This window comes from Klebsiella sp. NPDC088457, assembly GCF_044900465.1.
Lineage (GTDB): Bacteria > Pseudomonadota > Gammaproteobacteria > Enterobacterales > Enterobacteriaceae > Klebsiella.
Window position 1 is genome coordinate 1 of record NZ_JBJDNH010000064.1, and the last position, 20,558, is coordinate 20,558.

The following is a 20,558-nucleotide window of genomic DNA, read 5'->3' on the forward strand; positions in this document are numbered from 1 at the left end:
GAAAAATTCGGTGGAGCGGTAGTTCAGTCGGTTAGAATACCTGCCTGTCACGCAGGGGGTCGCGGGTTCGAGTCCCGTCCGTTCCGCCACTTATTCAAAGTTAAGCCTGCTAAGTTAATTAGTGGGCTTAATAGTAAGAGATTTAGGGGCGTAGCTCAGTTGGTAGAGCACCGGTCTCCAAAACCGGGTGTCGCGAGTTCGAGTCTCTCCGCCCCTGCCATATATAATCCTTTGCTCAGGCAAAGGATTTTTTTTGCCTGTTATTTCCCACTCCGACAATCTCCCAATATCCTCCGTCCATGGAGGCGTCGGCTTATTCCAGTATGCCGGTTTTCAGTATCTCGCGGATCTGCACCTGCTTATCGCTATTTTGTAGCCAGATGGCATACAGAGGGCGGGAAAGCGTTGTGCTATCCGTCACCGTATGCAGACCGCTTTTCTCCTTCGCCCAGCGCGTGGGTAGCCATGTGCAGCCATTGAGCGCAGCGAGTTGCTGATAAGCCAGCTCGGCAGAACTGGTAGTAAGCAGGGGGATATCATCACTGCCAATGAGTCCGACTTCATTTTGCTGAAAATCCGGCCCCCATTCCAGGCGCAGATAATTCAACTCATTTTTGTTTTTGAACGGCGATGCGCAGTAGAGCGCTAGCGTAAAATTACCGAGTAACTGACTGCTTAGCTCGTCCATCTTCGGCGATTCGGTAGTGATCAGCAGATCCAGCTGCCGTTCATGTAATTGTTTAACCAGGGACTGCCGCTGGGCGATCCTCGCTTCAAACTGCAGGTTATAGGGCTCTTTGTAGAGCTTCCCTAGCCATCCGTTAAGCATGCATTCCCACAAAGATGCGCTGCCGCCAATCGAAAATTCATTATGCCGGGAAGCGTTCGCAACCTCTTTTCGTGCTGCCTGCCAGGTGTTCATCAGGGTTTCGGCATAAGGAAGAAGTTTATCGCCGGCTGACGTCAGGCGGATGTTATTGCGATGGCGGGTAAAAAGGTTCACGCCCAGCTGGTTTTCCAGCTGACGAATACGAAAGCTGACCGCTGACTGCGTCAGATAAAGCGCCTCTGCTGCTCGTCCAAAGTGGCGAGTTCTGCTCACTTCAAGGAAAGTTTTGAGCAATTCCGTATCCACACTCTTCTCCGCAAAATTATTTGTCGTAATGATTTAAATCTTTTGTTTTACACTCTGTCAAGCGTAACTAATACTCCGCGCCATAAATAGCTCGGCCAAAGAATCAGGAGCGTGTAGGATGGCGGAAAGCTTTATGACGACTAATCGTTTTTTCGATAATAAACATTATCCGCGCGGGTTCTCCCGTCATGGTGATTTCACCATCAAAGAGGCACAACTGCTTGAACAGCATGGTTATGCCCTGAACGAACTGGAACTGGGTAAACGCGAACCTGTCACTGAAGATGAAAAACAGTTCGTTGCGGTATGCCGTGGTGAACGTGAGCCAGTCACGGAAGTAGAACGCGTCTGGATTAAGTATATGGCGCGCATTAAGCGTCCAAAGCGTTTCCATACGCTGTCCGGCGGTAAACCGCAGGTCGAAGGCGCTGAAGACTACACAGAAAGCGACGATTAAGAAAAAAGGGCGAAAGCCCTTTTTTTATGTCATCAGTTTTTGCAGATGGTTCAGCATCCTGTCTATCGCCCGATAGCCCAGAGCCTCCTGCAGATGACAGCGCTCGATATGCGCTTCATGTCCAATATCCGCGATTGTGCGGGCAACTTTAAGCAGACGCTGCCAGGCGCGAATAGAGAGCCCCAGCTGCGATAGCGCCTGTTCCAGCCAGATTGCGTCCTCTTTGTGCAGAGGACACCAGAGTTTCACTTCACTATTATCCAGTTCAGCATTGAGTTTATTCTGCCGGGCCAGCTGTCTTTCACGAGCGGTGAGAACCCGCTGGCGTACGCTGGCGCTATCCTCCTCGCCCTGGCTCCTCTGACTGAGGACCCCTGGCGGCGGTAGCGGGATTTCCAGTGAAAGGTCGAAGCGATCGAGGAACGGGCCAGACAGGCGCCCCAGATAACGTAAGGTTTGCGCGGGAGAGGCGCGATTGTGCTGTCCCTGATAGTGTCCGCTAGGGCTAGGGTTCATTGCGGCAATGAGCTGGAAACGCGCCGGATAGTCAATTTTCGCGCGGGTTCGTGAGATATGTATTTTTCCTGACTCAATGGGCTCGCGCAGCGCATCCAGCACTCTGCGCTCGAATTCCGGTAGCTCATCCAGGAACAGTACCCCGTTATGGGCCAGCGAGATCTCCCCAGGTATCGGGATGGAGCCGCCGCCAACCATGGCCGTGAGCGATGCGCTGTGGTGTGGACTGCGGAACGGCCGGCGGCGCCACTGTTTTGTTGCATGATGGGTATTGAGCAGGCTAAGAATGGCCGCGCTTTCGAGCGCCTCCTGGTTGCTTAATGGCGGCAGAAGACCCGGTAGCCGGCTGGCAAGCATGGTCTTGCCCGTTCCGGGGGGGCCAATTAACAGCAGGTTATGCCCGCCTGCGGCGACGATTTCCAGCGCCCGTTTTCCCTGCTGCTGGCCGATAACGTCAGACAGGTCAGGGAGGGTTTCTGGGGGAAATTCGCTCTCCGGTGGGGGGAGATTTAGCATGTGTTGTCCCTCCAGAAAAGCACAGACTTCCTGCAGATGCCCGGCAATCAAACAATCGCTGCCGCCAATTAACCCGACTTCAGCGGCGTTATCCTCGGCGACGATAATTTTCCGCCCGGCTTTTAGTGCCTCCATCGCGCTGGAGATGGCGCCAGGAACGCCGCGTAGCGCGCCTGTAAGCGCGAGTTCGCCGATAAACTCATATTGATTTAGCCTGGCCGCATTGAGCTGCTCCGACGCCACCAGAAGCGCGAGAGCAATAGGTAAATCATATCGCCCTCCCTCTTTTGGCAGATCGGCAGGGGCCAGATTGATGGTGACCTTTTTGGCCGGGAAAGTATAACCGCTGTTAATTATCGCACTGCGTACCCGGTCGCGCGCCTCTTTCACCGTGGTTTCAGGAAGCCCCACCATCGTCAGCCCGGGTAGCCCGTTGCTGATATGAATCTCGATAGTAATAAGAGGGGCACTGATACCGAAAGCGGCCCGAGTGTAAACAATCGCGAGTGACATAATGCCTCCTGGAATAGGGGCATTATGTCGGGACGATGGCGCTTCGTAATCTGTGAGAAATCTGTTGTACGTTGCCTGTTCCAGATAATTAGCGGCATATCGATACATTTCATTGATTATGGATCCTGCCTCGCGGACCGGTATTACGACGATGGCGCGGGTCGTGACAGGCCATAGAAAAGAGCAATAAATTGAATTTTTTTCACTTTGTATTTTTCGTATTAAAAACAATTGTTTTGCTGAAAATTGTTAGCGTGATCAGCAAATGAGGTATAAAAAAATCTTGTGTTTATTGGGAAGTCTGTGGTACCTCTTTAGGTATTCCTTCGAACATGAAGCCAGAAAGTACAGAAAATGACAGCCCTTCTACGAGTGATTAGCCTGGTCGTGATTAGCGTGGTGGTGATTATTATCCCACCGTGCGGGGCTGCACTTGGACGAGGAAAGGCTTAGAAATCAAGCCTTAACGAACTAAGACCCCCGCACCGAAAGGTCCGGGGGTTTTTTTATAACTTAAAAATGAGAAGCGAGGAGCAGAGAATGACTAATAGCATAAAATTCTGTTTCTCCCGATCTATGACGGGGAAGTAACTATGAACGGGGCGCAGTGGGTAGTACATGCTTTGCGAGCACAGGGGGTCGACACAGTTTTTGGCTATCCGGGTGGCGCAATTATGCCGGTTTACGATGCGTTGTATGACGGCGGCGTGGAACACCTGTTGTGCCGACACGAGCAAGGCGCGGCGATGGCGGCCATCGGTTATGCTCGCGCCACCGGTAAAACCGGCGTGTGCATCGCCACTTCCGGGCCCGGTGCGACTAACCTGATCACCGGCCTGGCGGACGCGTTGCTGGACTCTATCCCCGTGGTGGCCATCACCGGTCAGGTCGCGTCGCCGTTTATCGGCACCGATGCTTTCCAGGAGGTGGACGTTCTCGGTTTGTCTCTGGCTTGCACCAAACACAGTTTCCTGGTGCAGTCGCTGGAGGAGCTGCCGCGCGTTATCGCGGAGGCTTTCCAGGTCGCGAACTCAGGTCGCCCAGGCCCGGTGCTGGTCGATATTCCAAAAGATATTCAGCTGGCGCAGGGCGAACTCGATCCCTATTTTTCTACGGTTGATGATGATGTGGTCTTCCCTCAGGCTGAGGTTGAGCAAGCTCTGCAGATGCTGGCCGTGGCGCAAAAACCGATGCTGTACGTGGGCGGCGGCGTCGGGATGGCGCAGGCGGTTCCCGCCTTGCGCGAATTTATTGCGGTGACGCAAATGCCGGCAACCTGCACGCTGAAAGGCCTGGGCGCCGTCGAGGCTGCCTATCCGTACTACCTGGGTATGTTGGGCATGCACGGTACCAAAGCGGCCAATCTGGCGGTACAGGAGTGCGATCTGTTGATCGCGGTCGGCGCGCGCTTCGACGACCGCGTCACCGGCAAACTGAACACCTTTGCCCCGCATGCCAAAGTTATTCATCTGGATATCGACCCGGCGGAGTTGAACAAGCTGCGTCAGGCGCATGTCGCCCTGACGGGCGATCTGAATACGCTGTTGCCAGCATTGCAGCAGCCGCTGGCTATCGATGCCTGGCGTCAGCGCAATCAGGAGCTGCGCGCCGAGCACGCATGGCGTTATGACCATCCAGGCGAAGGGATTTACGCGCCGCTGCTGCTCAAGCAGCTGTCCGACCGTAAACCGGCCGATAGCGTCGTCACTACCGACGTAGGTCAGCATCAGATGTGGTCAGCGCAGCATATGACCTACACGCGCCCGGAGAATTTTATTACCTCCAGCGGCTTAGGCACCATGGGCTTTGGCCTGCCGGCAGCGGTTGGGGCGCAGGTTGCACGCCCTAACGATACGGTTATCTGCGTTTCCGGCGATGGTTCCTTCATGATGAACGTACAGGAGCTGGGTACCGTGAAGCGTAAGCAGCTGCCGTTGAAGATTCTGCTGCTGGACAACCAGCGTTTAGGGATGGTTCGTCAGTGGCAGCAGCTGTTTTTTGAAGAACGCTATAGCGAAACTACCCTCACCGATAACCCCGATTTTGTCACGCTGGCCAGCGCTTTTGGCATTCCTGGTCAGCACATCACCCGTAAAGACCAGGTTGAAGCGGCTCTCGACACCATGCTTTCGAGCCAGGGGCCATACCTGCTTCATGTCTCAATCGATGAGCTTGAGAATGTCTGGCCGTTGGTACCGCCTGGTGCCAGTAACTCAGAAATGCTGGAGAAATTATCATGATGCAACATCAGGTCGCTTTGCAGGCTCGCTTCAACCCGGAAACTTTAGAACGCGTGCTGCGCGTGGTACGCCATCGTGGCTTTCAGATTTGCGCCATGAACATGGAAACCGCGGCAGATGCCAGCAACATAAATATCGAATTGACCGTTGCCAGTCAGCGGCCCGTCGAATTACTGTTTAGTCAATTAAGTAAGCTGGTCGACGTCGCCTGCGTCGAGATCCAGCAACCAACATCACAACAAATCCGCGCCTGAGCGCAAGGGAAGAAAAATGACGACGAAAAAAGCTGATTACATTTGGTTCAATGGCGAGATGGTTCCGTGGGGAGAAGCAAAGGTTCACGTGATGTCTCACGCGCTCCATTACGGTACTTCCGTGTTTGAAGGCATCCGTTGCTACGACTCGCACAAAGGACCTGTGGTGTTCCGCCATCGCGAACATATGCAGCGTCTGCATGACTCAGCCAAAATCTACCGTTTCCCGGTCTCTCAAAGCGTTGATGAACTGATGGAAGCCTGCCGCGAGGTGATTCGTAAAAACGGCCTGACCAGCGCCTACATTCGTCCGCTGGTCTTCGTGGGAGACGTGGGTATGGGCGTTAACCCGCCTGAGGGATACAGCACTGACGTGATCATCGCGGCGTTCCCATGGGGAGCTTATCTGGGCGCAGAAGCGCTGGATCAGGGGATCGATGCAATGGTTTCTTCCTGGAACCGTGTCGCGCCAAACACTATTCCGACCGCCGCGAAAGCCGGTGGTAACTACCTGTCCTCTTTGCTGGTTGGCAGCGAAGCGCGCCGCCACGGCTACCAGGAAGGGATCGCGCTGGACGTAAATGGCTATATCTCTGAAGGCGCGGGTGAGAACCTGTTTGAAGTGAAAGATGGCGTGCTGTTTACTCCGCCGTTTACCTCTTCCGCGCTGCCGGGCATTACCCGTGACGCAATCATTAAACTGGCGAAAGATCTGGATATCGAAGTCCGTGAGCAGGTGCTGTCCCGTGAATCGCTGTACCTGGCGGATGAAGTCTTCATGTCGGGTACCGCGGCAGAAATCACCCCGGTGCGCAGCGTTGACGGCATTCAGGTCGGCGCAGGTCGCTGCGGCCCGGTCACCAAGCGTATTCAGCAAGCATTCTTTGGCCTCTTCACCGGTGAAACCGAGGATAAATGGGGCTGGTTGGATCAAGTTAATCAATAAGTATAAAAAGATGGGGCGGCACGCAGCGCCCCATTTAACAGAGACTGGGAGTAACTAAAGCATGCCTAAGTACCGTTCCGCCACCACCACTCATGGCCGCAATATGGCGGGTGCCCGCGCACTGTGGCGCGCAACCGGGATGACCGATGCTGATTTCGGCAAGCCGATTATCGCCGTCGTGAACTCCTTCACCCAATTTGTACCGGGCCACGTCCACCTGCGCGATCTTGGTAAGCTGGTTGCTGAGCAGATTGAAGCCTCTGGCGGCGTTGCCAAAGAATTCAACACTATCGCCGTGGATGATGGGATTGCCATGGGTCACGGGGGTATGCTTTATTCACTGCCATCCCGCGAACTGATCGCTGACTCGGTGGAGTATATGGTTAACGCGCACTGCGCCGATGCCATGGTCTGCATTTCCAACTGCGATAAAATCACCCCCGGGATGCTGATGGCCTCCCTGCGCCTGAATATTCCGGTAATCTTCGTTTCCGGCGGCCCGATGGAAGCCGGGAAAACCAAGCTTTCTGACAAAATCATCAAGCTCGATCTCGTTGATGCCATGATTCAGGGGGCGGATCCGAAAGTCTCCGACCAGCAGAGTGAGCAGGTGGAACGTTCCGCCTGTCCGACCTGCGGCTCCTGTTCAGGGATGTTCACCGCCAACTCGATGAACTGTCTGACCGAAGCGCTGGGTCTGTCGCAGCCGGGTAACGGTTCCCTGTTGGCGACTCACGCTGACCGTAAACAGCTGTTCCTTAACGCGGGTAAACGGATTGTTGAGCTGACCAAACGTTATTACGAGCAGGATGATGCCTCCGCGCTGCCGCGCAGCATCGCCAGCAAGGCTGCCTTTGAAAACGCCATGACGCTGGATATCGCCATGGGCGGCTCCACGAATACCGTACTGCACCTGCTGGCGGCGGCGCAGGAAGCGGAAATCGACTTCACCATGAGCGATATTGATAAGCTGTCCCGCAAAGTGCCGCAGCTGTGCAAAGTGGCGCCGAGCACGCAGAAATATCATATGGAAGATGTTCACCGTGCGGGCGGCGTGTTGGGGATCCTTGGTGAGCTGGATCGCGCCGGTCTGCTGAACCGCGAGGTGAAAAATATCCTCGGCCTGACCCTGCCGCAAACGCTCGATCGCTACGATGTGATGCTGACCGAGGATGACGCGGTGAAAGAGATGTTCCGCGCCGGGCCGGCAGGTATCCGTACCACGCAGGCGTTTTCGCAGGACTGTCGTTGGGATACCCTGGATGATGACCGTGCTGAAGGCTGTATCCGTTCGCTGGAACATGCTTATAGCAAAGACGGTGGCCTGGCAGTTCTGTACGGTAACTTTGCTGAAAATGGCTGTATCGTTAAGACCGCAGGCGTAGATGACAGCATTCTGAAATTCACCGGCCCGGCAAAAGTGTACGAGAGCCAGGACGAAGCCGTTGAGGCTATCCTCGGCGGTAAGGTCGTCGCCGGAGACGTGGTGGTGATTCGTTACGAAGGGCCGAAGGGCGGTCCGGGGATGCAGGAAATGCTCTACCCGACAACCTTCCTGAAGTCTATGGGGCTGGGCAAAGCCTGTGCGCTGATCACCGACGGACGTTTCTCCGGCGGTACCTCGGGCCTGTCAATTGGTCACGTTTCTCCGGAAGCGGCGAGCGGCGGCAATATTGCAATCATTGAAGACGGCGACATGATTGCTATCGATATCCCTAACCGCGGCATTCAGCTGCAGTTGAGCGATGCCGAGATTGCCGCCCGTCGCGAAGCGCAGGAGGCCCGCGGCAATCAGGCGTGGACGCCGAAAGCGCGTGAACGTCAGGTTTCCTTCGCACTCCGCGCTTATGCCAGCCTGGCAACCAGCGCCGATAAAGGCGCGGTACGCGATAAATCGAAACTTGGGGGTTAATGATGGCCGAATCACAACCCCTGTCTGCCGCCCCTGAGGGGGCGGAATATCTCAGGGCGGTGCTGCGCGCGCCGGTCTATGAAGCAGCGCAGATTACGCCGCTGCAAAAAATGGAAAAGCTTTCATCGCGTCTTGATAATGTGATTCTGGTGAAGCGGGAAGACCGTCAGCCCGTTCATAGTTTCAAGCTGCGCGGGGCTTACGCGATGATGGCGGGGCTGACGGAAGAACAAAAAGCGCAGGGTGTGATTACCGCCTCTGCGGGTAACCATGCGCAGGGCGTCGCCTTCTCTGCGTCACGTCTTGGCCTGAAGGCGCTGATCGTAATGCCGGTGGCCACGGCGGATATCAAAGTGGATGCCGTACGTAATTTTGGCGGTGAAGTGCTGCTGTATGGCGCCAATTTCGATGAAGCCAAAGCGAAAGCCATTGAGCTGGCGCAGCAGCAGAATTTCACCTGGGTGCCGCCATTTGACCATCCGATGGTCATTGCCGGCCAGGGGACGCTGGCGCTGGAGCTGTTGCAGCAGGATGCCCACCTCGATCGCGTGTTTGTCCCGGTCGGCGGCGGCGGTCTGGCGGCGGGCGTGGCGGTGCTGATCAAGCAACTGATGCCGCAGATCAAAGTGATCGCCGTGGAGGCGGAAGATTCCGCCTGCCTGAAAGCCGCGCTGGATGCCGGGCACCCGGTGGATCTGCCGCGCGTCGGTTTGTTTGCCGAAGGCGTGGCGGTGAAGCGTATCGGCGATGAGACCTTCCGCGTGTGTCAGGAGTATCTTGACGATATCATCACCGTCGATAGCGATGCGATTTGTGCGGCGATGAAGGACCTGTTCGAAGACGTGCGGGCCGTAGCGGAGCCGTCCGGCGCGCTGGCGCTGGCAGGGATGAAGAAATATATCGCTCAGCATGATATTCGCGGCGAACGGCTGGCGCATGTCCTGTCCGGCGCCAACGTCAACTTCCACGGTCTGCGCTACGTTTCCGAACGCTGCGAGCTGGGGGAACAGCGTGAAGCGTTGCTGGCGGTGACCATTCCGGAGGAGAAGGGGAGCTTTCTGAAGTTCTGCCAGCTGCTGGGCGGCCGTTCAGTGACCGAGTTCAACTACCGTTTTGCTGACGCTAAAGATGCCTGTATTTTTGTCGGCGTTCGTCTGAGCCGCGGCCTGGAAGAGCGCAAGGAAATCCTGCAGTTGCTCAATGATGGCGGCTATAGCGTGGTGGATCTTTCCGATGACGAAATGGCGAAGCTGCATGTGCGCTACATGGTTGGCGGGCGTCCGCCGAAGCCGCTGCAGGAGCGTTTGTACAGCTTCGAATTCCCCGAATCGCCGGGCGCACTGTTGAAGTTTCTGCATACCTTAGGCACGCACTGGAATATCTCGTTGTTCCACTATCGCAGCCACGGCACCGACTATGGCCGCGTGCTGGCCGCCTTTGAACTGGGCGAGAACGAGCCGGACTTCGAAACCCGGCTCAACGAGCTGGGCTACGATTGCCACAACGAAACCAATAACCCGGCATTTCGCTTCTTTCTTGCCGGTTAGTGGTTTGGCAAAATCGACCAGAAAGCATCAATAAGCGGCTCATACAGCCGCTTTTTTTGTGCGCAAACGCCCAGTTCGAAGGGGGTTTTCTCATCGCTACGCTCCAGAATCATCACGCGATTGCGCACCGGCTCCGGGCTGTTTTCCAGCACCACCTCCGGCAGCAGCGCCACGCCGCAGCCAAGCGCCACCATCGATACCATCGCCTCATGGCCGCCGACGGTGGCATAAATCGAGGGGTTGCTGATTTTGTGACGGCGGAACCACAGTTCGATACGGCGACGCACCGGCCCCTGGTCGGCCATGATAAACGGCACGGTCGACCAGTCGGGTTTCTCCTGGGAGACCTGGGTGCGTACCGGACAGGCTAACGCCGGGGCGATCAGCACAACGGCCAGATTTTCCAGCATTGAGAAGGCCACCGATCCCGGCAGCGTTTCCGGCTTACCGGCAATCGCGAGGTCGGCCTCGCCGGTCACCACTTTCTCCATCGCATCGGCGGCATCGCCGGTAGAGAGCTTGATCTCCACCGAAGGGTGGGCGGCGCGAAAGCGGTCGAGAATCGGCGGCAGGTGGCTGTAGGCTGCGGTCACCGAACAGAAGATATGTAACTCGCCGGAAAGCGACGGACCCTGCTGATCGATGGCGTGACGTAGCTGCTGATACTGCAGCAGCGTCTGCTGGGCGAAGAGGCGCAGTTCTTCACCGGCTTCAGTCAAGGTTACGGTGCGATTATCCCGGACAAACAGCGGCTGGCCAAGGTCCTCTTCCAGGCGTTGGATCTGGCGCGAAAGGGTGGAAGGACTGACATGCATCGCCCGCGCGCTGCGGCCAAAATGGCGGCTTTCCGCCAGATGCAGGAAGGTTTTCAGATCGCGTAAATCCACAGGCCGCACTCCACGATTTTATATTGCAGTTATTGCAACATGACGTTGTGAATATATCAATTTCCGCAATGAATTTCCTGTCATATAGTAAGTTCATTCTCGCAAAAGCGAACCGAACAATATGCTCGTCGTGTTTCAGGTTGCGGATGCGCTGGCTGCGTCAGCTTGCCCCGGTCACTTACTTGAGTAAGCGCCAGGGATTCGCAGCCCTGCCGCCCTCCTGCCACTCGAAATCCATCGAGTCACAACGCACAACATCACGGAGTATCACCATGGCTAACTACTTTAATACACTGAATCTGCGCCAGCAGCTGGCACAGCTGGGTAAATGTCGCTTTATGGCGCGCGACGAATTCGCCGATGGCGCCAGCTACCTTCAGGGTAAAAAAGTGGTCATCGTCGGCTGCGGCGCCCAGGGTCTGAACCAGGGGCTGAACATGCGTGACTCCGGCCTGGACATCTCCTATGCGCTGCGTAAAGAAGCCATTGCTGAAAAGCGTGCTTCCTGGCGTAAAGCGACCGAAAACGGTTTTAAAGTAGGGACTTACGAAGAGCTGGTTCCGCAGGCGGATCTGGTGGTTAACCTGACTCCGGACAAACAGCACTCAGACGTTGTGCGTTCCGTACAGCCGCTGATGAAAGACGGCGCGGCGCTGGGCTACTCCCACGGCTTCAACATTGTTGAAGTCGGCGAGCAGATCCGTAAAGACATCACCGTGGTGATGGTGGCGCCGAAGTGCCCGGGTACCGAAGTGCGTGAAGAATACAAACGTGGTTTTGGCGTCCCGACGCTGATCGCGGTTCACCCGGAAAACGACCCGAAAGGTGAAGGCATGGCCATCGCTAAAGCCTGGGCTGCGGCTACCGGCGGTCACCGTGCGGGCGTGCTGGAATCCTCCTTCGTGGCGGAAGTGAAATCTGACCTGATGGGCGAGCAAACCATTCTGTGCGGCATGCTGCAGGCGGGTTCTCTGCTGTGCTTCGATAAGCTGGTGGCGGAAGGTACCGATCCGGCATATGCAGAAAAACTGATTCAGTTCGGCTGGGAAACCATCACCGAAGCGCTGAAGCAGGGCGGTATTACGCTGATGATGGATCGCCTGTCCAACCCGGCGAAACTGCGTGCCTACGCGCTGTCCGAGCAGCTGAAAGAGATCATGGCCCCGCTGTTCCAGAAGCATATGGATGACATCATCTCCGGCGAATTCTCTTCCGGCATGATGGCTGACTGGGCGAACGATGATAAGAAACTGCTGACCTGGCGTGAAGAGACCGGCGCCACCGCGTTCGAAACCGCTCCGCAGTTTGAAGGTAAAATCGGCGAGCAGGAGTACTTCGATAAAGGCGTGCTGATGATTGCGATGGTGAAGGCGGGCGTTGAGCTGGCATTCGAAACCATGGTGGCTTCCGGGATCATCGAAGAATCCGCTTACTACGAATCACTGCATGAGCTGCCGCTGATTGCGAACACCATCGCGCGTAAGCGTCTGTATGAAATGAACGTGGTTATCTCTGATACCGCCGAGTACGGTAACTACCTGTTCTCTTACGCTTGCGTACCGCTGCTGAAAGAGTTCATGACTACGCTGCAGACCGGCGACCTGGGCACTGCGATTGCGGAAGGCGCGGTTGATAACGCCCAGCTGCGCGACGTGAACGATGCGATTCGCAGCCACGCTATCGAAGCGGTTGGCCAGAAGCTGCGCGGCTATATGACCGATATGAAACGTATCGCTGTAGCAGGTTAATTCCCGTCTTCTTGCGGCCCGCAGGCCGCATCGACCAGGAAATCCTTCAGGCCCGGTAAGCATAAGCGCTACCGGGCCTGTTTATTTACGCCTTAACGCAATAACCGAATCCGATACCTCTCCCTGCTCGCCCTCCGGCCCGCGCATCATGCGCGAAACATCGTCGCAGAAAATAATCTTCCAGCCTTCAGGCAGCGGCCCAAGCGATGCGACGGCGTCTTTTGCCGACTGGAACGGACGATCGGCATGCTTTGACCATGACGGCGGTTTGGCATGCGAGGTAATCAGCAGCATGCCTCCTGGCGCAACGTGGGCAAATGCGGCGCGGAAGATGTTATGCCGATCGAAGGTTAGCGGCGATTCCAGAAAAGAGGCCACAATCAGATCGAACTCGCCTGCAGGAAAACCGGCGGTGAGATCGTATCGGGTGAAGGTAATACGATCGCTGACCGCAGATCGTTCGGCGTTGCCGGCGGCGTATTCCAGCGCCCGCGAGGATAAATCCACGGCGGTGACCTGCCAGCCCTTTTTCGCCAGCCAGACGCTATCGTCCCCGCGCCCGCAGCCTAGCTCCAGCGCTTTGCCTGGCGCTAATTCTTCGGTAAAGCGCACCAGAATTTTGCCTGGGATGCCGCTGGAGAGAGGAGACATTGCATCGTAATGCGATTCCCAAAATTGTTCCGGCGTCTGTTCCTGATTGTGCATAGTCACCTCATCGCTAACGGAAAATATCATGTAATATTAAAAGTAACATAAGATTTGTTTTGGTCAATAATGTGGGGTGAAAATATAAATTCTTTTAATTATCATTATGTTGATTGATTTTTTTGGATTTGTCCCCTTTGGGGAATTGCGCAATATGCCGTTTATGTAATATCGTAAGTTACATGAAAACAAATAACTCATTCTCAGCAACGCTGCACATCCTGCTGCACCTGGAGCAGATGGATAAGCCCCTGACGTCGGAGCAGATGGCCGCCTTTATTGATGGTAATCCGGCGTTCATCCGCAAGCTGCTTGCCGGCCTCAGGGAAAAAAACATTGTCTGTGCCACGAAGGGGCACCACGGCGGCTGGCGGCTATGTCGGCCGGTGACAGAGATTACGCTTTACGATATCTACATGGCGTTAGGTGAACCGGCGCTATTTGCGCTGGGCAACCGCAGCGAGAACCCACAATGCCTGGTGGAACAGGGGGTAAACCGGGTGATGTCGGCAACGCTTGCTGATGCGCAAACGCTGATCCTCGATCGTTTTAAAAGCCTGACCCTACACGATATCGGCAGCGAATTTATCAGCTACTTCAACGACAAAGGCCATAACCCATGATTGCTACCTTAACGACCTGCCTGATGATTGCCCTGGCGGCCAGCAGTATTTCGATGACGGTGACGCAGACGGAGCTGTTTGCCACGTTCCGCGAGTGGACGGCAAAAAAGAATGCGCTGATGGGGCATCTGTTTCAATGTTTCTACTGCTTAAGCCACTGGGTAGTGTTTGGCGGGATGGCGGTGTATCGCCCGGCGCTGTTGAACAGCGGCTTTGCACTGATTGACTGGGTGATGACGGCGTTTATCACCATCACCTTCGCGACGCTGATTAACGGACTGATGTTTAAGGTATTCCAGGCTGCTATCAGCATGCATGTCATGAAACATGAGGCACAAAAAACGCTGCAGGCGAAATAAGAAAAAAAAGCCTCTCTGCGCCAGAGAGGCTTTTTTAATGCATTAGTTACGGTACAGCACTTTAATGATGTGGTAACCGAACTGGGTGTGCAGCGGGCCGGTCGGCTCCAGCACCGGGCAGGAGAAGACGACTTTATCAAACGCCGGCACCATCTGGCCCTGTCTGAATTCGCCTAAATGACCGCCTTTCTTACCTGAGGGGCAGGTGGAGTGCTTCTTCGCCAGCTTCTCGAAGTCGGCGCCGTTTTTAATCTGCTCAAGCAGGTCGAGTGCCAGTTTCTCTTCTTTCACCAGAATGTGCATTGCTGCGGCTGTTTTCGCCATGATCGTACCTTGATAGGTTGCTATGAATCAGGGGGCAATATTAGCATGCGTTAGCGGCGATACAGCACCTTAATGATGTGATAACCAAACCGGGTTTTCACCGGCCCATAGGGTTTCAGCAACGGGCAGGTGAAGACGGCATGATCAAATGGCCCGACCATCGTTCCCTGTTTAAACTCGCCGAGATCGCCGCCGTTGCGCCCGGAGGGGCAGCGCGAATAGCGCTTCGCCAGATGATCGAAGCTAACGCCTCGCTCCAGTTTGGCGAGGATCTCCTGCGCCAGCTTCTCTTCTTTCACCAGGATGTGCAGGGCCGCTGCGGACTTTGCCATAGTTTCGCTCTCAGGATGACGGGTGTTGCCAACACTTTACCATTAGCCGGTAAATCTCCCCCCGGCTTTCTGCTACAATCCTCACCCCGTTCGAAGATTGAGCAAGACTCCCATGCGTTTAAACCCTGGCCAACAACAAGCCGTCGAATTCGTGACCGGGCCGTGCCTGGTGCTGGCGGGCGCCGGTTCCGGTAAGACCCGCGTTATCACCAATAAAATCGCCCACCTGATCCGCGGCTGCGGTTATCAGGCGCGCCATATCGCGGCGGTGACCTTTACCAATAAAGCGGCACGCGAAATGAAAGAGCGTGTCGGGCAAACGCTGGGACGCAAAGAGGCGCGCGGCCTGATGATTTCCACCTTCCATACCCTGGGGCTGGATATTATTAAGCGTGAGTATGCCGCGCTGGGGATGAAATCTAACTTTTCGCTGTTCGATGATACCGACCAGGTGGCCCTGCTCAAAGAGCTGACAGAGGGGTTGATCGAAGACGATAAAGGGGTTCTCCAGCAGCTGATCTCGACGATCTCCAACTGGAAAAACGATCTGCAAACCCCGGCGCAGGCGGCAGCCAGCGCGAAGGGCGAGCGGGATCGGATCTTTGCCCACTGCTATGGGCTGTATGATGCGCATATGAAAGCCTGCAACGTGCTGGATTTCGACGATCTGATCCTGCTGCCCACCCTGCTATTGCAGCGCAATGGAGAGGTGCGCGAGCGCTGGCAGAACAAGATCCGTTATCTGCTGGTGGATGAATATCAGGATACCAACACCAGCCAGTATGAGATGGTGAAGCTGCTGGTGGGGCAGCGGGCGCGCTTTACCGTGGTGGGGGACGACGATCAGTCGATCTACTCCTGGCGCGGGGCGCGGCCGCAGAACCTGGTACTGCTGAGTCAGGACTTCCCGGCGCTGCAGGTGATCAAACTCGAACAGAACTACCGTTCTTCCGGCCGGATATTGAAAGCGGCCAACATCCTGATCGCCAACAATCCGCACGTCTTTGAAAAACGCCTGTTTTCCGAGCTTGGCTACGGCGCTGAGCTGAAAGTGCTTTCAGCGAATCATGAAGAACATGAAGCGGAGCGGGTCACCGGGGAACTGATCGCCCACCACTTTATTAATAAGACGCAATATAAGGATTACGCGATCCTCTACCGCGGTAACCATCAGTCGCGGGTCTTTGAAAAGATGCTGATGCAAAACCGCATTCCGTACAAAATTTCCGGCGGCACGTCGTTTTTCTCGCGGCCGGAGATCAAAGACCTGCTGGCCTATCTGCGCGTGCTGACCAACCCGGATGACGACAGCGCCTTCCTGCGCATCGTGAATACGCCAAAGCGTGAAATCGGCCCGGCTACCCTGCAAAAACTGGGCGAGTGGGCGATGACCCGCAATAAGAGTCTATTCGCCGCCAGTTTTGATATGGGGCTCACCCAGACGCTGACCGGCCGCGGTTACGATGCGCTCACGGGCTTTACCCGGTGGCTGGGGGAAATCCAGCGTCTGGCGGAAAGCGAGCCGGTAACCGCGGTGCGCGATCTGATTCGCGGCGTGGACTATGAATCCTGGCTGTATGAGACCTCCCCGAGTCCGAAGGCCGCAGAAATGCGTATGAAAAACGTCAATCAGCTGTTCAGCTGGATGACGGAGATGCTGGAAGGAAGCGAGATTGACGAGCCCATGACGTTGACCCAGGTGGTCACCCGCTTTACCCTGCGCGATATGATGGAGCGCGGCGAGTCAGATGAAGAGTCGGATCAGGTGCAGCTGATGACCCTGCATGCCTCGAAGGGGCTGGAGTTTCCTTACGTCTACCTGGTGGGCATGGAGGAGGGGCTGCTGCCGCACCAGAGCAGTATTGATGAAGACAACGTGGATGAAGAGCGCCGGCTGGCCTACGTCGGCATCACCCGCGCGCAAAAAGAGCTGACCTTTACCTTGTGCAAAGAACGCCGTCAGTACGGCGAGCTGGTGCGCCCGGAACCCAGCCGTTTTCTGCTGGAGCTGCCGCAGGACGACCTGATCTGGGAGCAGGAACGTAAGGTTATCTCCGCGGAAGAGCGGATGCATAAAGGGCAGGCGAACGTCGCCAACATTCGGGCGATGCTGGCAAAAGCAAAAGCAAAAGGGAAGTAATGATGGGGCGTGTGCCCCGGTCATGCTCTCCGGGGCGTGTTAGCAGCCTGCCGGCGAGATTACGCCACGTCTAAAACCCAGTGGACATAACTCTGCCACTGGCACTCCTGTTCCATCAGTTCCCGGCCCAGCGGATGGCTTTCCAGCCAGCCCTCCGGCAGCGTCAGCGTGAGTTTCTCGCCATCGGCGACCAGGGTAATCATCGGCAGCAGATCGTCGCGACGGCGGCTGGCAAACAGGATAGCCAGACGTAACAGCCGACAAAGATGCTCCGCGACGCGCGGTTTCACCGCATTTTGCTGGTGGAGCGAAGAGAGATCGATGGTGTTGGTTTGATTGAGTAATAACGTCGCGAGCAGCTTTTTCTGCGCCGGCGTGAAACCGGGCAGATCGAGGTTACTCACCAGGTAGGCGGCATGTTGCGGGGCGCGTTTAAAATCGACGCTCAGGCCAATTTCATGTAGCGCGCAGGCGCTGGCCAGCAGATCGCGGCTGAGCGGTTCCAGTTCCCAGGTATCATCCAGCTGACTCACCAGATGCGCAGCGAGGTGGGTCACGCGCTGAGCCTGCTCGGTATCGATCATAAAGCGGCGCTGAATATTGCGCAGGGTGCGGCTACGAATATCCTGATCGACGGCCAGATGCAGCATACCGTAAACCAGACCTTCACGCAGCGCTCCGCCCGCCAGGGTCATGCACTGAATATTCAGTTCACTGAAGATGGCGATCAGGATGGCCAGGCCGCTGGGGAAAACTAACGCCCGCTCTAAGGTTAAGCCTTCGATTTCCAGCTCTTCCAGACGCCCGCACTGTATCGCCCGCTGTTTGAGCTGCTGCAGTTTTGCGAGGGTGATGCGTTCATCCATCCCCTGCGCCATCATGATTTCCTGCAGGGCCTGGACGGTGCCGGAGGCGCCAACGCAGATTTTCCAACCGTGATAATTCAGGATGTCAGTAATCGGACGCAGCACGTCGCGAGCCGCATTTTCGGCGAGATCGAAGTTTTCTTTCGTCAGGTTACGATCGGCGAAGTAGCGTTCCAGCCAGGTGACACACCCCATCGACAGACTAAAAAGAGAGGTGGTTTGGGCCCCGGTACCGGTAACCAGCTCCGTACTGGCTCCGCCGATATCGACCACCAGACGCTGGTCTTCACCACCGGTAGTGTGTGCAACACCTTGATAAATCAGGCGAGCCTCTTCTTCACCGCTGATAACCTGCACCGGGCAGCCGAGGATTTCCCGCGCCTTCGCCAGGAATTCATCGGCGTTGACCGCCAGACGCAGTGTGGCTGTCGCCACCACGCGAATTTGCGCGGCAGGAATATCCTGCAGGCGTTCGGCAAACAGACGCAAACACTGCCATCCACGCTCCATCGCTTCCGCGGAGAGCGTGTTATCGCTGTTCAGGCCCGCGGCCAGACGCACTTTGCGCTTGATGCGGCTGAGCGTCTGGATGCTCCCGGCCACCTCGCGTACAACCAACATATGAAAGCTATTTGAACCAAGATCGATAGCTGCATAAAGCGAGGTGGAACTGAGCATAGATTTCTTTAACCTGAACGACGACGGTTACGAGGCGGGCCGCTACGACGCGGGCCATTGCCCGTGCGCGGGCGCGTCAGGCGCAGCGGCTTAGGCAAATCAGTCATAAGTGCATCTGGGTTGTACTTGCTAACCGGAATGGAGTGACCGGTATAGGCCTCAATTGCCGGTAGGTTCAGCGCGTACTCTTCACAGGCCAGGCTGATGGAGTGACCGCTGGCGCCCGCGCGACCGGTACGGCCGATACGGTGGACGTAATCTTCACAGTCGTCCGGCAGGTCATAGTTAAAGACGTGCGTCACGGCCGGGATATGCAGACCACGCGCGGCAACGTCGGTCGCCACCAGAATGTCGATATCACCGCGGGTGAATTCTTCGAGAATGCGCAGACGTTTTTTCTGCGCGACGTCGCCGGTGAGCAGACCTACGCGATGGCCGTCCGCCGCCAGATGACCCCAGATATCTTCACAACGGTGCTTGGTGTTGGCGAAGATAATGGCGCGATCCGGCCATTCTTCTTCCAGCAGCGTCTGCAGCAGGCGCATTTTTTCTTCGTTGGAAGGATAGAACAGCTCTTCTTTAATACGGTGACCCGTTTTCTGTTCCGGCTCGACTTCAACGTATTCGGCGTTGTTCATCTGTTCAAAGGCCAGTTCGCGGACGCGATAAGAAAGCGTTGCGGAGAACAGCATGTTCAGGCGCTGGTTGGTCGGCGGCATACGACGGAACAGCCAGCGGATATCTTTAATAAAGCCGAGATCGTACATGCGATCGGCTTCATCGAGCACGACAACCTGAATCGCGCCGAGGTTAATGTGATTCTGTTTGGCGTAATCGATAAGACGACCGGTGGTACCGATCAGAATGTCGACGCCGCTTTCCAGGACTTTTAGCTGCTTATCGTAGCCATCGCCGCCGTAAGCCAGGCCCAGCTTCAGGCCAGTCGCCTGCGCCAGCGGTTCGGCGTCAGCATGAATTTGTACCGCCAGTTCGCGCGTTGGCGCCATGATCAGCGCCCGCGGTTGGTTTACCTGGCGGTCAGCACTGGCCGGGTGAGAGAGAAGATAATGAAACGTTGACGTCAGGAACGCCATCGTTTTACCGGTACCGGTTTGCGCCTGCCCGGCGACATCACGACCTTCCAGCGTTAGCGGAAGAGCGAGTGCCTGAATGGGCGTACAATTATGAAACCCTTTTTTTTCAAGGGCTTCAATCACTGCCGGGTGCAGGGCGAAGTCGGAAAACTTCTGTTCTGTTAAATGTGTTTTGCTCATAGTGTGGTAGAATATCAGCTAACTATTGCATTAAGAAAGCGTATCCGTTGAAATAACGTCAACCTTTCGTTGGCTATACGCGAAATTACGTAAGGTGCATCTGCGGCAACCGAATGAATCCTCGAAAGCTTAGACTACTGAGCGAGTCGGGGTGGATTAATCTACCGGCAACGGGTTGAGAACGGTTGGCTTTGGCTCCGGCAAGACGAAGTCCATGATGGGCCGGGTCGCGCAGGGGTCAGTTGTTAAAGAGGCATTCGGAAGAATAACGTGTATAACGTAGCATCGGCACGTCGTTGATGTCTGCGACACCAACACACCAGGCTTATTCCTGTGGAGTTAAATATGAGCGATAAAATTATTCACCTGACTGACGACAGTTTTGACACGGACGTTCTCCTGGCTGACGGGCTCACCCTCGTCGTTTTCTGGGCAGAGTGGTGCGGTCCGTGCAAAATGATAGCCCCGATTATTGATTAGATAGCATATGAGTAAAAGGGCAAACTGAACGTTTCTAAAATTAAAATAGATAAGAAACCCGGTAATTCGCCGAAAAATTGCATTAGCGGCAAACCGAAGCTGCTGC

At 55.8% G+C, this 20,558-nt stretch carries 19 protein-coding genes, 2 tRNA genes and 1 pseudogene; 14 read left to right on the forward strand and 8 right to left on the reverse strand.

Features of this window, described 5'->3' with window-relative positions; all coding sequences use genetic code 11:
- Positions 1-12 precede the first annotated feature (12 nt).
- Positions 13-89 (forward strand) — tRNA-Asp (locus ACI2JR_RS25835).
- Positions 90-144: 55 nt separating this feature from the next.
- Positions 145-220 (forward strand) — tRNA-Trp (locus tag ACI2JR_RS25840).
- Between the two features lie 93 nt (positions 221-313).
- Here ACI2JR_RS25840 and hdfR read toward each other — a convergent pair.
- A complete protein-coding gene (gene hdfR, locus ACI2JR_RS25845; RefSeq protein ID WP_132731838.1) occupies positions 314-1,135 on the reverse strand; it encodes an HTH-type transcriptional regulator HdfR in 822 nt (273 codons plus the stop codon).
- Positions 1,136-1,253: 118 nt separating this feature from the next.
- Between hdfR and ACI2JR_RS25850 the strand changes: the two genes are divergently transcribed.
- Positions 1,254-1,592: a MaoP family protein gene (locus ACI2JR_RS25850; protein WP_132731839.1), complete on the forward strand. Its 339-nt coding sequence runs from the start codon at positions 1,254-1,256 to the stop codon at positions 1,590-1,592.
- A gap of 24 nt (positions 1,593-1,616) precedes the next feature.
- On the opposite strand, the gene ACI2JR_RS25855 is transcribed toward ACI2JR_RS25850, so the two are convergent.
- Positions 1,617-3,137 (reverse strand): YifB family Mg chelatase-like AAA ATPase, encoded by a 1,521-nt coding sequence (locus ACI2JR_RS25855; RefSeq protein ID WP_132731840.1) that lies wholly within the window; start codon positions 3,135-3,137, stop codon positions 1,617-1,619.
- 354 nt (positions 3,138-3,491) lie between these two features.
- Between ACI2JR_RS25855 and ilvL the strand changes: the two genes are divergently transcribed.
- The 6 genes from ilvL to ilvA all read left to right on the forward strand — a co-directional run bounded on the left by ilvL (position 3,492) and on the right by ilvA (position 10,036).
- The gene (gene ilvL, locus ACI2JR_RS25860) at positions 3,492-3,590 is read left to right on the forward strand and encodes an ilv operon leader peptide (protein ID WP_001311244.1); all 99 of its coding nucleotides are present in this window, start codon (positions 3,492-3,494) and stop codon (positions 3,588-3,590) included.
- Between the two features lie 140 nt (positions 3,591-3,730).
- Positions 3,731-5,377: an acetolactate synthase 2 catalytic subunit gene (gene ilvG, locus ACI2JR_RS25865; RefSeq protein ID WP_462479825.1), complete on the forward strand. Its 1,647-nt coding sequence runs from the start codon at positions 3,731-3,733 to the stop codon at positions 5,375-5,377.
- The gene (gene ilvM / locus ACI2JR_RS25870; RefSeq protein WP_132731842.1) at positions 5,374-5,631 is read left to right on the forward strand and encodes an acetolactate synthase 2 small subunit; all 258 of its coding nucleotides are present in this window, start codon (positions 5,374-5,376) and stop codon (positions 5,629-5,631) included. Before ilvG ends, ilvM begins: the two co-directional genes overlap by 4 nt.
- Positions 5,632-5,647: 16 nt before the next feature.
- Positions 5,648-6,577: a branched-chain amino acid transaminase gene (locus tag ACI2JR_RS25875; RefSeq protein ID WP_132731843.1), complete on the forward strand. Its 930-nt coding sequence runs from the start codon at positions 5,648-5,650 to the stop codon at positions 6,575-6,577.
- 61 nt (positions 6,578-6,638) lie between these two features.
- Positions 6,639-8,489, forward strand: a complete 1,851-nt coding sequence (ilvD, locus tag ACI2JR_RS25880) for a dihydroxy-acid dehydratase (RefSeq protein ID WP_132731844.1) — start codon at positions 6,639-6,641, stop codon at positions 8,487-8,489.
- Between the two features lie 2 nt (positions 8,490-8,491).
- Positions 8,492-10,036: a threonine ammonia-lyase, biosynthetic gene (gene ilvA / locus ACI2JR_RS25885; protein WP_462479828.1), complete on the forward strand. Its 1,545-nt coding sequence runs from the start codon at positions 8,492-8,494 to the stop codon at positions 10,034-10,036.
- On the opposite strand, the gene ilvY is transcribed toward ilvA, so the two are convergent.
- Complete coding sequence (gene ilvY / locus ACI2JR_RS25890; protein WP_132731845.1) at positions 10,033-10,923, reverse strand: HTH-type transcriptional activator IlvY; 891 nt, start codon at positions 10,921-10,923, stop codon at positions 10,033-10,035. The two genes, ilvA and ilvY, sit on opposite strands and share 4 nt — an antisense overlap.
- A 272-nt stretch (positions 10,924-11,195) precedes the next feature.
- Between ilvY and ilvC the strand changes: the two genes are divergently transcribed.
- Complete coding sequence (gene ilvC, locus ACI2JR_RS25895; RefSeq protein ID WP_132731846.1) at positions 11,196-12,671, forward strand: ketol-acid reductoisomerase; 1,476 nt, start codon at positions 11,196-11,198, stop codon at positions 12,669-12,671.
- An 81-nt stretch (positions 12,672-12,752) separates the two neighbouring features.
- Here the strand turns inward: ilvC and ACI2JR_RS25900 are convergent, their stop codons facing one another.
- Entirely contained in the window at positions 12,753-13,376 is a 624-nt protein-coding gene (locus ACI2JR_RS25900; RefSeq protein ID WP_462479826.1) for a class I SAM-dependent methyltransferase, read from the reverse strand.
- 182 nt (positions 13,377-13,558) lie between these two features.
- On the opposite strand from ACI2JR_RS25900, the gene ACI2JR_RS25905 reads away from it, so the two are divergent.
- Together ACI2JR_RS25905 and ACI2JR_RS25910 are read left to right on the forward strand one after the other, a co-directional pair.
- Positions 13,559-13,999 (forward strand): RrF2 family transcriptional regulator, encoded by a 441-nt coding sequence (locus tag ACI2JR_RS25905; protein ID WP_132731847.1) that lies wholly within the window; start codon positions 13,559-13,561, stop codon positions 13,997-13,999.
- Positions 13,996-14,358 carry a DUF1360 domain-containing protein gene (locus ACI2JR_RS25910; RefSeq protein ID WP_132731848.1) on the forward strand — a complete coding sequence of 121 codons (363 nt, stop codon included), beginning with the start codon at positions 13,996-13,998 and terminating at the stop codon, positions 14,356-14,358. Before ACI2JR_RS25905 ends, ACI2JR_RS25910 begins: the two co-directional genes overlap by 4 nt.
- 42 nt (positions 14,359-14,400) lie before the next feature.
- Here ACI2JR_RS25910 and ppiC (ACI2JR_RS25915) read toward each other — a convergent pair whose 3' ends face one another.
- Positions 14,401-14,682 (reverse strand): peptidylprolyl isomerase PpiC, encoded by a 282-nt coding sequence (ppiC, locus tag ACI2JR_RS25915; protein ID WP_132731849.1) that lies wholly within the window; start codon positions 14,680-14,682, stop codon positions 14,401-14,403.
- A 50-nt stretch (positions 14,683-14,732) separates the two neighbouring features.
- Positions 14,733-15,014, reverse strand: a complete 282-nt coding sequence (ppiC, locus tag ACI2JR_RS25920; protein WP_132731850.1) for a peptidylprolyl isomerase PpiC — start codon at positions 15,012-15,014, stop codon at positions 14,733-14,735.
- A 112-nt stretch (positions 15,015-15,126) separates the two neighbouring features.
- On the opposite strand from ppiC (ACI2JR_RS25920), the gene rep reads away from it, so the two are divergent.
- Positions 15,127-17,154, forward strand: coding sequence for a DNA helicase Rep (gene rep / locus ACI2JR_RS25925; RefSeq protein ID WP_462479827.1), 2,028 nt, complete (start codon positions 15,127-15,129; stop codon positions 17,152-17,154).
- A 59-nt stretch (positions 17,155-17,213) separates the two neighbouring features.
- On the opposite strand, the gene gppA is transcribed toward rep, so the two are convergent.
- Both gppA and rhlB read right to left on the reverse strand, forming a co-directional pair.
- Positions 17,214-18,698, reverse strand: a complete 1,485-nt coding sequence (gppA, locus tag ACI2JR_RS25930) for a guanosine-5'-triphosphate,3'-diphosphate diphosphatase (RefSeq protein WP_132731852.1) — start codon at positions 18,696-18,698, stop codon at positions 17,214-17,216.
- Between the two features lie 8 nt (positions 18,699-18,706).
- Positions 18,707-19,972 (reverse strand): ATP-dependent RNA helicase RhlB, encoded by a 1,266-nt coding sequence (gene rhlB, locus ACI2JR_RS25935; protein WP_132731853.1) that lies wholly within the window; start codon positions 19,970-19,972, stop codon positions 18,707-18,709.
- Between the two features lie 345 nt (positions 19,973-20,317).
- On the opposite strand from rhlB, the pseudogene ACI2JR_RS25940 reads away from it, so the two are divergent.
- Positions 20,318-20,558 (forward strand): annotated as a pseudogene (locus ACI2JR_RS25940) (thioredoxin domain-containing protein); the annotation flags it as partial.

What these genes read in the sequence shown, in the direction of transcription:
- ilvM (WP_132731842.1), top strand. Translation starts at nt 5,374, where the DNA reads ATGATGCAACATCAGGTCGCTTTGCAGGCTCGCTTCAACCCGGAAACT.
- rhlB (WP_132731853.1), bottom strand. Translation starts at nt 19,972, where the DNA reads ATGAGCAAAACACATTTAACAGAACAGAAGTTTTCCGACTTCGCCCTG.
- ACI2JR_RS25850 (WP_132731839.1), top strand. Translation starts at nt 1,254, where the DNA reads ATGGCGGAAAGCTTTATGACGACTAATCGTTTTTTCGATAATAAACAT.
- ilvL (WP_001311244.1), top strand. Translation starts at nt 3,492, where the DNA reads ATGACAGCCCTTCTACGAGTGATTAGCCTGGTCGTGATTAGCGTGGTG.
- ilvG (WP_462479825.1), top strand. Translation starts at nt 3,731, where the DNA reads ATGAACGGGGCGCAGTGGGTAGTACATGCTTTGCGAGCACAGGGGGTC.
- ACI2JR_RS25900 (WP_462479826.1), bottom strand. Translation starts at nt 13,376, where the DNA reads ATGCACAATCAGGAACAGACGCCGGAACAATTTTGGGAATCGCATTAC.
- ilvD (WP_132731844.1), top strand. Translation starts at nt 6,639, where the DNA reads ATGCCTAAGTACCGTTCCGCCACCACCACTCATGGCCGCAATATGGCG.
- ppiC (WP_132731849.1), bottom strand. Translation starts at nt 14,682, where the DNA reads ATGGCGAAAACAGCCGCAGCAATGCACATTCTGGTGAAAGAAGAGAAA.
- ACI2JR_RS25905 (WP_132731847.1), top strand. Translation starts at nt 13,559, where the DNA reads ATGAAAACAAATAACTCATTCTCAGCAACGCTGCACATCCTGCTGCAC.
- rep (WP_462479827.1), top strand. Translation starts at nt 15,127, where the DNA reads ATGCGTTTAAACCCTGGCCAACAACAAGCCGTCGAATTCGTGACCGGG.
- ACI2JR_RS25910 (WP_132731848.1), top strand. Translation starts at nt 13,996, where the DNA reads ATGATTGCTACCTTAACGACCTGCCTGATGATTGCCCTGGCGGCCAGC.
- gppA (WP_132731852.1), bottom strand. Translation starts at nt 18,698, where the DNA reads ATGCTCAGTTCCACCTCGCTTTATGCAGCTATCGATCTTGGTTCAAAT.
- ACI2JR_RS25855 (WP_132731840.1), bottom strand. Translation starts at nt 3,137, where the DNA reads ATGTCACTCGCGATTGTTTACACTCGGGCCGCTTTCGGTATCAGTGCC.
- ACI2JR_RS25875 (WP_132731843.1), top strand. Translation starts at nt 5,648, where the DNA reads ATGACGACGAAAAAAGCTGATTACATTTGGTTCAATGGCGAGATGGTT.
- ilvC (WP_132731846.1), top strand. Translation starts at nt 11,196, where the DNA reads ATGGCTAACTACTTTAATACACTGAATCTGCGCCAGCAGCTGGCACAG.
- ppiC (WP_132731850.1), bottom strand. Translation starts at nt 15,014, where the DNA reads ATGGCAAAGTCCGCAGCGGCCCTGCACATCCTGGTGAAAGAAGAGAAG.
- ilvA (WP_462479828.1), top strand. Translation starts at nt 8,492, where the DNA reads ATGGCCGAATCACAACCCCTGTCTGCCGCCCCTGAGGGGGCGGAATAT.